10 protein-coding genes are annotated in these 13,039 nt (G+C 44.2%); 7 read left to right on the top strand and 3 right to left on the bottom strand.

Going from position 1 to position 13,039, the window contains the following annotated elements; genetic code table 11:
* Nucleotides 1–3: 3 nt before the first annotated feature.
* Nucleotides 4–1,374 (bottom strand): DNA repair protein RadA, encoded by a 1,371-nt coding sequence (radA, locus tag A587_RS0112740; protein ID WP_010370516.1) that lies wholly within the window; start codon nt 1,372–1,374, stop codon nt 4–6.
* 128 nt (nt 1,375–1,502) lie between these two features.
* On the opposite strand from radA, the gene A587_RS0112745 reads away from it, so the two are divergent.
* A complete protein-coding gene (locus A587_RS0112745; RefSeq protein WP_017217922.1) occupies nt 1,503–4,004 on the top strand; it encodes a PilZ domain-containing protein in 2,502 nt (833 codons plus the stop codon).
* A gap of 72 nt (nt 4,005–4,076) precedes the next feature.
* Here the strand turns inward: A587_RS0112745 and ampE are convergent, their stop codons facing one another.
* Both ampE and ampD read right to left on the bottom strand, forming a co-directional pair.
* Nucleotides 4,077–4,928: a beta-lactamase regulator AmpE gene (gene ampE / locus A587_RS0112750; protein ID WP_017217923.1), complete on the bottom strand. Its 852-nt coding sequence runs from the start codon at nt 4,926–4,928 to the stop codon at nt 4,077–4,079.
* Nucleotides 4,929–4,934: 6 nt separating this feature from the next.
* Nucleotides 4,935–5,477: a 1,6-anhydro-N-acetylmuramyl-L-alanine amidase AmpD gene (gene ampD, locus A587_RS0112755; RefSeq protein WP_017217924.1), complete on the bottom strand. Its 543-nt coding sequence runs from the start codon at nt 5,475–5,477 to the stop codon at nt 4,935–4,937.
* Nucleotides 5,478–6,060: 583 nt separating this feature from the next.
* On the opposite strand from ampD, the gene nadC reads away from it, so the two are divergent.
* The 6 genes from nadC (at nt 6,061) to pilB (ending at nt 12,734) form a co-directional block, all read left to right on the top strand.
* Entirely contained in the window at nt 6,061–6,903 is an 843-nt protein-coding gene (gene nadC / locus A587_RS0112765; RefSeq protein ID WP_017217926.1) for a carboxylating nicotinate-nucleotide diphosphorylase, read from the top strand.
* 664 nt (nt 6,904–7,567) lie between these two features.
* Nucleotides 7,568–8,017: a pilin gene (locus A587_RS25370; RefSeq protein ID WP_017217927.1), complete on the top strand. Its 450-nt coding sequence runs from the start codon at nt 7,568–7,570 to the stop codon at nt 8,015–8,017.
* Nucleotides 8,018–8,072: 55 nt separating this feature from the next.
* Nucleotides 8,073–9,296: a type II secretion system F family protein gene (locus A587_RS0112775; protein ID WP_017217928.1), complete on the top strand. Its 1,224-nt coding sequence runs from the start codon at nt 8,073–8,075 to the stop codon at nt 9,294–9,296.
* Between the two features lie 134 nt (nt 9,297–9,430).
* Complete coding sequence (locus A587_RS0112780; protein ID WP_017217929.1) at nt 9,431–10,309, top strand: prepilin peptidase; 879 nt, start codon at nt 9,431–9,433, stop codon at nt 10,307–10,309.
* A 9-nt stretch (nt 10,310–10,318) separates the two neighbouring features.
* Nucleotides 10,319–10,948, top strand: coding sequence for a dephospho-CoA kinase (gene coaE / locus A587_RS0112785; RefSeq protein WP_017217930.1), 630 nt, complete (start codon nt 10,319–10,321; stop codon nt 10,946–10,948).
* Between the two features lie 109 nt (nt 10,949–11,057).
* On the top strand, nt 11,058–12,734 hold the full coding sequence (gene pilB / locus A587_RS0112790) for a type IV-A pilus assembly ATPase PilB (protein WP_017217931.1): 1,677 nt from the start codon (nt 11,058–11,060) through the stop codon (nt 12,732–12,734).
* Nucleotides 12,735–13,039: the final 305 nt, after the last annotated feature.

A 13,039-nucleotide genomic window follows, 5' to 3' on the forward strand; every position in this document is an offset into this window, starting at 1 on the left:
TATTTAAAAAAGTGCCTCAAGCGCTTCGCTAAGGCTGGAGACGGCAACAATTTCCATCCCTTCAATATTTTCTTTTGGTTTATTTGCTTTTGGTACAATTGCTCTTGTAAATCCATGCTTAGATGCCTCACGCAACCGCTCTTGCCCACTTGGCACAGGGCGGATCTCACCTCCTAACCCCACCTCACCAAATACCACCAGCTGCCTGTCTAAGGTTTGGTTTTTAAAGCTTGAAACCAGTGCGGCTATCAAGGCTAAATCAGCACTGGTTTCGGTCACTTTGACACCGCCTACTACGTTTACAAACACATCTTGATCCGACACCTGCAAACCACCGTGACGATGCAGTACCGCAAGTAGCATGGCTAAGCGATTTTGTTCCAAACCAACAGTGACGCGACGCGGGTTGGCGAGCTGTGAATAGTCGACTAGCGCTTGAACTTCCACAAGGAGTGGCCGCGTGCCTTCCCAAATAACCATAACTAATGAGCCTGGTGTTTGCGCTTCACCACGATTTAAGAAAATGGCCGAAGGATTGTTTACTTCCTTTAGACCTTGGCTTGTCATAGCAAACACACCTAACTCGTTTACGGCACCAAAACGGTTTTTATTGCCACGCAATGTTCTAAAGCGGCTGTCGGCACTGCCTTCCAGTAAAATAGAGCAGTCAATACAATGCTCCAGCACCTTAGGGCCGGCAAGTGTGCCATCTTTAGTTACGTGTCCCACCATGATAATGGCGACCTGATTGGTTTTGGCAAAACGCGTCAAATAGGCCGCGCTTTCACGTACTTGAGAAACCGACCCGGGAGCCGATTGGATATCACTCATATGCATTACTTGAATTGAGTCGATAACCATAATACTTGGCTTTTCACGAAGCGCGAGCTGGCAAATCGTCTCAACATTGGTTTCTGCGAGTGTTTTAAGCTTATTTGTAGGCAGCCCCAATCGTGTCGCACGCATGGCAACTTGTTGCAGCGACTCTTCACCGGTGACATACAAAGTGTTCATGGTTTCGGCAAGGCGACACATGGTTTGCAGCAGCACCGTACTCTTACCAGCGCCGGGGCTACCACCGATTAATATTGCACTTCCCGGTACAACTCCACCACCAAGGACACGGTCAAACTCTTTAAAGCCAGTTGAAAATCGCGGTAACTGCTCTAGGTTAACTTCATCTAAGGTTTGTACTTTAGCTTCAACAAGACCGGCATAGCCTGACGTTGAACCGCCTTGAGGGACCGATTTTGCTGACGGAACGCGAAACTCCGTTACGGTATTCCATGCCTTACACTCCGAGCATTGGCCTTGCCAACGCGCGAATTCGGCACCACAATCGCTACATACAAATGCTGTTTTCTTTTTTGCCATAAATTACAGGTATATATCTTGCTTAAACACAATAATAGGTTAAGAATAAACTAATAAAGCGCCAATGTTGACATAATATTGGCGGTGACCCAACTGGTCACATAAAATGAGCGCGTGTAAAACTGTTTATGCCTGAAGATAGATTACAAAAATATCAAAGCTTAATTGAAGATTTAAAGCTGGATCTTGGCGATCCGGCTTTTGATCGCATATTTAAGCAACGTACTGCGGACCTATCCAAGCCGGACCAATTTCTATTAAAAATGGAAATGTCGCGGCTATCTCAGCCCGTGGCACGATTTATTGACCTCAGAGGACAAGTCGCAGGTCAAGTTAAGCCTTATGAATATGAAGGCAAACAGCACTTTATGGATGACTTAGCAATCGAAGTATTCGAGCGGGAAGTCGCTAAACATGGGGGTTATACCCTTGCAGTTTACGAATCCGTAATGAGTACCGACAATAATTATAAGGTCATGCAAAAGCAGGCCAAAGCACGGGAAGAAGAAGTAGAAAAAGACGCGGTCAATCATAACTACACTAAACTAGTCCGTTTCGCGTCGTACGAAAGCCGCTCCGAAGAGCGCATGAATTACTCCATTAAGATCACAGTGGAACTGGCAAAAAATCGCCCTAAGGTTTCCGCTACTACCTCCGATATTTCCCTCAGTGGCGCTAAAATAAAATTACCGACCAATCAACAGGTAGATCCCGGACAAATTATTTCGATCCGCTTAGTGGGTCTCGAGCAAGACTTTGAGCTTGGCTTGAAAGAAGGTATTCAGTATGAAGTCGTCGCCGTAGAACCCGGCACGATTGAATACAACCAAGTTCGCTTAAAACGTACCTTTATCGAGAAAAACCAAGGGTTTGATGACTTTTTAAATAGCTTTATTCACGGTAATAAGCGCCGTTATAAAATAAATCTCGACAACACTCTGGACGCCGTTGTTTGTAAGGGCTATGAGCAATACTATCTACCACGGGTCTGCTCTTTGTTTGTTTTCATCAGTGAGAAACAAAAACAGCTTTATCCAAGCATGGTGCTTACCAACGAAAATAACGCCCATATCAATTACTACTTTGAGGACGAAAGAAAACAATCTGGCCTTTATTCCGTCTTCAACCAAAAACGAATGCAGCGACTGCTCGCGCTTTCTGGCGCGGTAAAAGAAGCGGTATGCCATGTGTTTACTCACTCAAGTCAAGGCAAAATGTACTTTTACTCAGCCTTTGACTTTGAGCTAGAAGAAATGCAGCAACTAAACGATCTGTTCTTTGCCTTTGGCAGCCAAAAAGACAGCTGGCGCACGTTTAAAGTACAACTCATGCCAAGTCACCATGAAGACGCCTTTATCCCACTTTCGCTTCCTGCAAGTGCAGGTAAAAATGTCGAAAAGCTAAATAAACGCCCCACGCCAAGGGTGCAAGGCTTTATCCAAGACGTAAAATATCTCATGTTGCTAACAGATATTGGAAACCCGTCTATCACTGAGCGATTCCAACGTCTGAGTTACGAACAAAGTTTAGTTAATCAGTTAAAGAAGTTCGGTCACGGCAAGTCAGCCACTCCTCCTCCACTTGAGGTGGTTGCGTTAGAATACGTTAACTTGCGTGCACACAGGCGCTACCTGTATAAAACCAATGTCGTCGTTCATATTGATGGCCAAGGCACGTTCAACTGTGTGACCCGTGATTTTTCTGTCATGGGTTTGCAAATAGAGTGCGGCCAAGAAATGCCGCTGAATAAAGGTGACTCGATACACTTAGACTTAGTCGATTTGCAAAAACTGACAAAACAGCACAACTTAACGAATTTGCGCTATGAAGTAATGATGGTCAATAAAACTAAAACTATCATTAACTTGAAAGTGCAGAAAATAGGTCAACTCGACCATTCTGCCATGGGGTTCTTTAAAGCCCTTATTGAGAGCAATAAAGACAAGCTGGTTGCTTGTGATGAAGCGCCAAAGGTACCGGGGCTATCACTTGCACTGCGTAACATGGTGACTAAATCCGTTTGCCAGTTTCCACTTTATTTACACAAAGAAACTTCACATAATGCGGTAGGAGCAATTGGACAAGGGCTTTACCCGACATCCCTTCACCACTTACTGCATTCGTTTAGTGATAATGACGATAACACTTTGGACGCCAAGGCGATTTTCCCCGAGCGCTTCGTCGAAGAAAAGCTAACAGAAATTCTAAAGACGAAATCGCGACAAGATAAACCACTTAAATACTTGGTGTTTATTAAGTTCAATCCAAACCAAACCAATCAACATGAGGCGGTTGGTGCGCAAGTTATCGCTCATGATGAGTCTATTGATAGCCTGTATTTGTACGCTAAAAAAGCGCTACGCAATGACCTACTCTTTGTCTATCAGCTCTATGTATCAAAAACTGGCCGCCCAGATATGGATTATCTTGCGAATGAGCTGCGCTATGTAAGCCACTATGCAATCCACAAAGCAAAAGACCTAGAAGAAGCGCTTTGGTCAGTGACTGGGGTATGTGATTTGATAGACGTTACTGATTATGTAGTTCGAAACATGGGCTTTGATGCGCCGCTTGTTACTAAAATGGAAGAGCAGAAAAAGCGCTGGTTAGAGGCCAATTTTAAACACTGATTTCAACTGCTCCATATGCCCTTACAGTATATGGAGCATTGTTATAGGGGTGTGTGTAGTTTGCAGCAAGGGCTACTCCACCCAACCAAATAGGGTTAATACTGCAATAATCACGAGATAAAACAAAATATTACGCTTCACAAGGCGCATCATACAGCTTGCTTCAAAAGTACAACCTAAAAACTGCTGCTCAATTTGCTCAGCTGCAAGCGCTGTGCTTGTGACGATTTGACGATTAGTAGTTTTAAAATCTAGCACATACTTCAACCAACTTGATGTACCTTTACTGAAGTTACCTATGATCAAAAAACCAAAGCTTGCGATCCGAGCAGGAAGCCAATTTAGCCAATAAAATAACCGACAAAACTGCTCAAACACATGCTGTAACGGCGGATTTTCTTGCTCATGATGCCAATGCACAATTTGTCTTACCATCGCATATAGCACAGCGCCCGGCGCGCCCAACGCCACAAACCAAAAAATAACTCCGCAGTAATGTTGAAAGTTGATCCACGAAAGCGTCTGACCAAACGTCTCGCCACCCGGCTCATCTTCTAATTTGTCTTGCCCCATTTGCAACGCATAAAGCGTAGCCGCTTCGTTATCACCTCTGGTCAGCGCATTCAAATAGCCTTTATAAAGCTTGCGATATTTTGCACAGCCAAAACAGACTAAGAGCACACAGATATTGATTGCAAACTGCCAAAACACAAAGTCACTTAGGCTGTAAATAAAAGCAACAACCAATGCAGGAATAACTAACCAAAGCATCACACCGAAATGCGAACCCAACATGGCATTTGGCTGAGTCCAAGATTTGGTTTTCGAGTAGTAACTTTGCAGGTAATGGTCGACTTGCCAGTAGTTCGCCCGCGCGCCAAGTCGTTCAATAATAAGCGCGATGATGATAGAAATTAAGATCATGCTTGCCTAGCTCTCTTGGTTATTTAACAAGGTAAAATAATGCTGCCAATCAAATGCTGCCCCTGGATCTGTCTTTCGTCCTGGAGCAATATCATTGTGCCCTACAATACGATCATTCGTCAGCTTTGGATAGTGCTGCTGCAGCCAACACGTTGTTTTTACTAAACTCGCATATTGCGCTTCGGTATATGGCGTGGTGTCTGTGCCCTCCATTTCAATACCAATTGCAAAGTCATTACAGCGCGTTCGACCTTGCCACTGCGACACTCCTGCATGCCAAGCCCGTTCAATAAAGGGAACGTATTGGGTGATGCTACCGTCACGACGTATAACGCAGTGAGCCGACACCCTTACTCCCTCCAAGTCAGAAAAAGTTGGATGTGCGCCGCAGTCCAGCATGCCCATAAATAAGTCTTCCACGTACGGCGTGCCAAAACACCCTGCGGGCAACGAGATATTATGGATCACCAGTAAATCTATCTCGCACGCTTGTGGTCTTTCATCGTAATGCGGGGATTGCTTATGTTTAGCAAAAGGTAGCCAATTCAAAGTATTAGTTCCAAGCCTTGGTTTGCATTCGATTATAAAGACAAAATAAGACAAAAGGTAGGGATGGGTTTATGTGTAATGTGACGATAGTACCGCGACATAAAAGACATAACAGTTCGCACAGCAAACCACAGCAGCAACACATACACGTAGCAGCAGGTTTACCCCGCGATCTCCGCTTTAGCCATCAACTCACTCGCTACAAACAAGCCTTTGCACTTCAAACACAGTCGCGACATAAAGTCGCTGCTACAAAACACGCAAGGGTTCAGCATCAAATCACAGCAAACAACGCATACACGTAGCAGCGGGTTTACCCCGCGACCTCAGTTTTAGCCATCAACTCATTCTTTACAAACAAGGCTTTGCATTTCAAACACACTTTCGCGACATAAAGTCGCTGCTACAAAACACACAAGGGTTCAACATAAATTCACAGCAAGCAACACATAATCGTAGCAGCGGGTTTACCCCGCGAAATCAAAGCCACCCTGCCAAATTTCGTGAATTCTTCTCCATCAATTGTACTCCTAGGCAAACGCGCGTAAAATTCGGCCATTGCAGAAAAAAGAAAAGACAACCTATGATCGACCAAAACCTTATCAGCCAATTGGTAAAGCAGGCGCTAGACGAAGACCTTAATTATCAAACACCAAGCGAAGGTGATATTACCGCAGCCCTTATCCCAGAAACGCAGCAAGCAAATGCCTATGTGATCACAAGGGAAGATTGTGTGTTCGTTGGCAAGGCGTTAATCGAGGAAGTTTTTCAGCAGGTCGACCCAAGTGTTAGCGTCAACGTACTTGTGAACGACGGCGATTTTGTTGCCGCCAACACCCGCTTGTTTACCGCAAGCGGCTCAGCAAGAGCGATTCTGACCGCAGAACGCACAGCGCTTAACTTTGTACAAACGCTATCGGGCACGGCAACCACAACAGCAAAGTATGTTGAAGTACTGAGCGGTACGCAAACTAAACTGCTAGATACACGTAAAACTATCCCCGGATTAAGAGCGCTACAAAAATACGCCGTTAAATGTGGCGGTGGTAAAAATCATAGAATCGGTCTATTTGACGCGTATCTTATTAAAGAAAACCACATTGCCGCCTGTGGCAGTATCGCCAAAGCCGTTGCGACTGCACGTAATAACCACCCAGACAAACCGGTGGAAGTTGAAGTAGAAAACCTAGGCGAATTACAACAAGCCTTAGATGCGGGCAGCGATATTATTATGCTGGACAACTTCAGCGTAAGTGAAATTCAACAAGCGGTTGAAATCACGCAAGGTAAAGCTAAGCTGGAAGTCTCTGGTAATATGACCATTGAAATTTTGACGACTTACGCACAAGCCGGTGTTGATTTTATTTCAAGCGGCGCACTGACCAAACATGTACAAAGCATCGACCTGTCGATGCGCTTTGAATAATGTAAAGCTTTTGACAACTCCCCCTCCTTTATACATACAAAAGGGCCTTGATTGAGCCCTTTTGTTTTTCTGTCTTACTTAATGTGGCATTCAAGCTACCAATGCGACACTGCCAGTAATGGCTCAACTTTCTGTAGCCTGATTCAATAACAAAATCGCTACCATAAACGGAGTATTCTACGCCTTCCCGTAATCCTCCGTAATAGATAAAGTTTTCTATTTCGTTGACAAACTTACTTAAAACCCGTTAAATACGACAAAAGAACTAGAGTGTAACAAGATCTTAATGTTCAGTAACGATTAATTCCGTTCGTTTTTTGAACCGATATTAGGAAAGCTTGCGCTATCGCAAGAGAATCAATAATTTATTATTAAAATTTGATTGTAGGCATCAGTGTTTACTATTAAAGTAAATGTTAATTGTGATCGCTGAAACTAAATCGGTGCTACACTCTTAGTTGATTAGGGACCGGTCACAAATTTAACGGGCCTAGCTTGTAGGGACTTGGAGCCATCTACTGGTTTCACCCTCTGGGTCACCGTTAAGTAAATTTGAGCACACCAGTTTGTTGATTCGATGGATTGGTAATTATTGCAAAGGTTTTAATAAACGCTTAACTTAAACCTATTATGGTTAAGTCACTTAAAATTTAGGAGACACATCATGACTCAAAAACAACAGGGTGGTTTTACCCTAATCGAACTAATGATTGTAGTAGCAATTATCGGTATTCTAGCTGCAGTAGCTTTGCCTCAGTATCAGGATTACACTCAACGAACTAAAGTTGCTAGTGCTGCGGCAGGTATTGCGTCGTACAAAACTTCTGTAGCCCTCTGTTCACAGGTCAAAGGCTCTCTCACCGGTTGTTCAGCAGGAGCAGAAGGAATTCCTGCTGATATTGCAACAGGTGACGCAGGTAAAACTATCGCCTATGTAGATGGTTTAACCGTAAAAGATGGTGTAATCACTTTAACTACTACAGCAACTGATACAGCAGATAAAAAGCTTACCTTGGTATTCACTCCAACAACACAGAGCGGGACCTTAAACTGGGCTTTAACTGGTACAGGTTGCTCAACTGTTGGCCGTTCAATTTCATGTAGCGGTAATTAATACTTTAGGCCGGCAAACGCTGGCCTAAGCTCTCGCTAGATACAGGTACTTATAGTTGAAAGATTCCAGCAACCAGCTCGAAACATTCCAATGGGTCGGTGTTAATAATCGTGGCAAAAAGCTTGAAGGTGAAATGACCGGACAGAGCATTGCCTTGGTTAAAGCCCAGCTCAGAAAGCAAGGCATTACCCCATCTAAAGTTAAGCGCAAACCTAAACCCCTTTTTGGCTTTACTGGCACTCAGAAAATAAAACCTGTTGATATAGCAACAACAACTCGTCAAATAGCCACTATGCTAATGGCTGGCGTTTCGCTTGTTCAAACGTTAGAAATGCTGACTCGCGGGATAAAGAATAAGAGCTTATCAAAGTTAGTCGGCCATATATGTGATGAGGTAAAAGCAGGCCAACCTCTTGCTAAATCCCTAAGAGCTTATCCTAGATATTTTGATGAACTTTATTGCGACCTTGTCCATTCGGGAGAGCAGTCTGGTGCACTTGATACCATATTTGACCGTATAGCGCTTTATAAAGAAAAGACTGAAGCGCTAAAGTCCAAAATCAAAAAGGCGCTTTTCTATCCGATTGCAGTTGTAACTGTTGCACTTATTGTTACCGCAATATTATTGATATTTGTTGTACCGCAATTCCAAGATATTTTTGCTGGTTTTGGCGCTGAGCTTCCCGCTTTTACGCTAATGGTTATAGCACTTTCCGAATTTATGCAGGAATATTGGTGGGTATTTGTACTTGGTATTGGCCTTTTTGGTTATACCTATAAAGAAATGCTTATTCGCAGTCCTGCGGTAAAGCATTTTAACGATCGTATGATTTTACGTATTCCAGTGATTGGCGAGATCCTTAAAAAGGCAGCCGTGGCGCGTTATGCTCGCACGCTTTCTACCACCTTTGCCGCAGGTGTTCCCCTTGGTGATGCACTCGACTCTGCCGCAGGAGCATCGGGTAACATTATCTATAAAAAAGCAATTAAAGAGATTAAAGCAGAGGTTAACTCGGGTAACCAAATGCACTGGGCAATGCATAACACCAAAGTCTTCCCAGATATGGTGGTGCAAATGGTGTCTATTGGTGAAGAGTCGGGTTCTCTAGATGGTATGCTGGCAAAGGTCGCTAACATCTACGAGCAAGAAGTCGATGATGCGGTAGATGGCCTTTCTAGCCTATTAGAACCACTCATTATGGTGGTACTCGGCGTACTGATAGGTGGCCTTATTATTGCCATGTACTTACCGATATTCCAACTAGGTTCAGTTATTTAATTTTGTTCACAAAATTACACTATTAAGGGGTGCAGTGCTGTGCCTCTTAATAGTGCTATGTGGTAAACTGCAAAAAATCCATACCGAGCATGCCTCGGTAATTTAAACAAAAAATATAAGCAAGCGCTCAACTTATGCAAGATATTATCAACTTGATGCAAACCCAGTTATGGTATTGGTTACTCACTGTAGGACTCGTTAGCCTTTGCATCGGTAGCTTTCTCAATGTGGTAATTCTTCGCTTACCTAAAATGATGAAGCAGAGCTGGCAATCAGAATGTCGCGTGCTGCTCGCTGATGAGCTACCAACACAAACCGATGAAGCCCCCGTATTTAATTTAATTAAACCAAATTCTCAATGTCCCAGCTGCAAAACGCCGATTAAAGCGTGGCAAAACATTCCACTGATCAGCTGGCTATTATTAAAAGGCAAATGCAACCACTGCGACGCGTCAATCTCTGTACGCTATCCTTTGGTAGAGCTAACAACCGCCCTACTCTCCACATGGGTTGCGTGGCATTTTGGTGCCACTTTAGAAGCCACTCTGTATATTTTGATTACTTGGGTATTAGTCGCACTTACGGTTATCGATATCGACGAAATGTTGCTGCCCGATCAATTAACACTACCAACCTTATGGTTAGTACTGGTTGCCAGTTGTTTTGGTGTTGGCATTGAGCCCAATGATGCCATTATCGGCGCAGCCATAGGTTATTTGAGTTTATGGAGCGTGTATTGGCTCTTTAAATTACTCACAGGTAAAGAAGGTATGGGCTATGGCGACTTTAAACTGCTAGCCATCTTTGGTGCATTGATGGGTTGGCAAGCAATCTTAACTATAGTGCTACTTTCAAGCCTAGTCGGCGCAATCATTGGTAGTATCCAATTAAGTGTTCAAGGCCGAGATAAAGCCACGCCTATTCCGTTTGGCCCTTACTTAGCCATTGCAGGCTGGATCACCTTAATGTACGGCGAGCAGCTGCAGCTGTGGTACGTAAACTTAATAATGTAAAGTAACACAATGCTAAAAACGAATAATTGGATTTTAGGGGTGACGGGCGGTATTGGTGCAGGTAAAACGGCCATCACTAACCACTTGCAGCAAAAAGGGATAGTGGTTGTTGACGCCGATATCGTTGCACGAGAAGTAGTCGCGCTAGGCAGCACAGGGCTGCAAGCAATTGCTGATGAGTTTGGCAGTGCCATTTTACAACCTGACGGCAACTTAGACAGGGCTAAGTTAAGAGCCATTATTTTTGCTGATGCCGACAAAAAACAGTGGCTTAATGAGCTACTTCACCCGCTTATCCGTAATGAAATACTCACGCAGTTAAACGCAGCGCAAAGCGATTACGTGGTTTTAGCGGCGCCTCTGCTGTTCGAAAATGGTTTAGAGTGCTATTGCGACGCCACTTTACTTGTTGATGTCGCTGTTGATACGCAAATCGCGAGAACAATCAGCCGTGATTCGGTCGATGCAGCGCAAGTAAACCGTATTATCGAGTCGCAGTTGCCGCGCTCAGATAAACAAGCAAAAGCGGACTACATATTAGACAACGATCGACCGCTACTTGAAAGCCTGCGAGAGACAGATAGATTACACAATGCGTTTCTTACACTGGCGCAAGAGAAAGTAAGACTAAATAATTAGGCTAGACTTGGCTGTAAAACTTAATCTACACTCAACGTGATAACTTGGCATTTTTCCAACTTAATGATAAATATTGAATATGCATTCAATGTGAAGGCAAAGAGGTACTATGGAACATCATTCCCCGCTACTGCGTAAATTTATTACCTTAGGGCGAGTCACTGCTGAGCAAATAAAGTCTCGTCAGTCAGAAGCAAACACCACCGCCGAGTTAATTTGCCTAAGTTCAGGAATGAGCTCCAAAGAGCTAGCTGAAGAATGCCTAGACTTATTCAAGGTGCCCTTTTTTAATCTTGATCACTTTAACGTTAGTGAAATTCCACCGGCGCTAGTCAAAGAAAAGCTGATCCGTAAGCACCATATTTTACCGCTGGTACAAAAAGGTAGAAAACTCTATGTAGCGGCCTCCGACCCTACTGATTTCGGCGCATTTGAGAACTTTGAGTTTAGTACTGGATTACAGTGTGAAGTCTTAGTCGCCGACTACAAAAAACTCGAAGCAAAGATTGATCAGCTGTTTGATGCAACGGGCGGCCTCTCGATTTCTGAAGAAGAATTTAAAGAATTTGCCGACTTAGAAGTTGATGACGAGCCTAAACAGCAAAACACCAACGAAGACAAAGACGATGCGCCAATTATCGTTTATATCAATAAAATCTTAATGGACGCGATAAAAAAAGGCGCGTCGGATCTACACTTTGAGCCCTACGAGAAGAAATATCGCGTGCGTTTTCGTATCGATGGCCTGCTACATGAGATGGCAAGTCCACCAAACACACTAGCAACTCGCCTCGCCGCCCGTATCAAAGTGATGGCGCATTTAGACATAGCAGAAAAACGTAAACCGCAAGATGGCCGCATTAAATTAAAGATCTCCGAGCGCAAAAGTATCGACTTTCGTGTGAGTACGCTGCCTACTATGTGGGGCGAGAAAATCGTAATGCGTATTTTAGACTCGTCTAGCGCCATGCTCGGCATCGATGTGCTAGGTTATGAACCAGAGCAGAAAAAACTTTACCTCGACGCACTAGAGCAGCCTCAGGGCATGATTTTGGTAACCGGCCCAACGGGGTCTGGTAAAACCGTGTCACTTTACACTGGCTTGAATATTCTTAATCAGCCAGAGCGCAATATCAGCACAGCGGAAGACCCTGTCGAAATAAACCTTGAGGGTATTAACCAAGTACAAATCAATACCAAAGCGGATATGACTTTCGCCAATGCCTTGAGAGCATTCTTACGTCAGGATCCGGATGTGGTGATGGTTGGTGAGATCCGTGACCTTGAAACCGCTGAAATATCAATAAAAGCCGCCCAAACCGGTCACTTAGTATTGAGTACGCTGCACACCAACTCTGCGCCAGAAACACTCACCCGTCTATTAAACATGGGCGTGCCGGCGTACAACGTAGCAAGCTCGGTGAGTCTGATTATTGCCCAGCGTCTCGCAAGACGCCTTTGTCCTAAGTGTAAAACACCTGAAACGCTGCCAGAAGAAGCCTTGCTAGGGCAAGGCTTTACTGCCGAGCAAATTAAAGAGATTACCCTTTTCGCGCCTAAAGGCTGTGAACACTGCACCGATGGTTACAAAGGCCGTGTGGGTATTTATGAAGTGGTAAAAATCACGCCAGAGCTTTCACACCTGATCATGGAAGGGGGCAATTCTCTTGAAATTGCCGAAAAAGCAGAGCAGTTAGGTTTTGATAACTTACGTAAGTCTGGCTTGAAAAAAGCCGCCGCTGGGGTGACATCACTTACAGAAATCAACCGCGTAACAAGTTATTAAGACTGATTGATTAAGACAAAAAGCTCGCGATGTGAAATCGCTCCCACAAATAAGCTAACCTCGGTGTAGGAGCCGCTTTACGCGGCGAGCTTGATGTAAAATATCGCGATGTAAAATCGCTCCTACAACTAAGCTAACACCCGTGTGGGAGCCGCTTTACGCGGCGAGATTGATAAAAAAGATCGCGATGTGAAATCGCTCCCACAAATAGGCTAACATCGGTGTAAGAGCCGCTTTACGCGGCGAGCTTGATGTAAAATATCGCGATGTAAAATCGCTCCTACAACTAAGATAACACCCTTGTG

This window comes from Pseudoalteromonas sp. NJ631, from assembly GCF_000276645.1.
GTDB classification, from domain to species: domain Bacteria; phylum Pseudomonadota; class Gammaproteobacteria; order Enterobacterales; family Alteromonadaceae; genus Pseudoalteromonas; species Pseudoalteromonas piscicida.

What these genes read in the sequence shown, in the direction of transcription:
- radA (WP_010370516.1), bottom strand. Translation starts at nt 1,374, where the DNA reads ATGGCAAAAAAGAAAACAGCATTTGTATGTAGCGATTGTGGTGCCGAA.
- A587_RS0112745 (WP_017217922.1), top strand. Translation starts at nt 1,503, where the DNA reads ATGCCTGAAGATAGATTACAAAAATATCAAAGCTTAATTGAAGATTTA.
- ampE (WP_017217923.1), bottom strand. Translation starts at nt 4,928, where the DNA reads ATGATCTTAATTTCTATCATCATCGCGCTTATTATTGAACGACTTGGC.
- nadC (WP_017217926.1), top strand. Translation starts at nt 6,061, where the DNA reads ATGATCGACCAAAACCTTATCAGCCAATTGGTAAAGCAGGCGCTAGAC.
- A587_RS25370 (WP_017217927.1), top strand. Translation starts at nt 7,568, where the DNA reads ATGACTCAAAAACAACAGGGTGGTTTTACCCTAATCGAACTAATGATT.
- A587_RS0112780 (WP_017217929.1), top strand. Translation starts at nt 9,431, where the DNA reads ATGCAAGATATTATCAACTTGATGCAAACCCAGTTATGGTATTGGTTA.
- coaE (WP_017217930.1), top strand. Translation starts at nt 10,319, where the DNA reads ATGCTAAAAACGAATAATTGGATTTTAGGGGTGACGGGCGGTATTGGT.
- pilB (WP_017217931.1), top strand. Translation starts at nt 11,058, where the DNA reads ATGGAACATCATTCCCCGCTACTGCGTAAATTTATTACCTTAGGGCGA.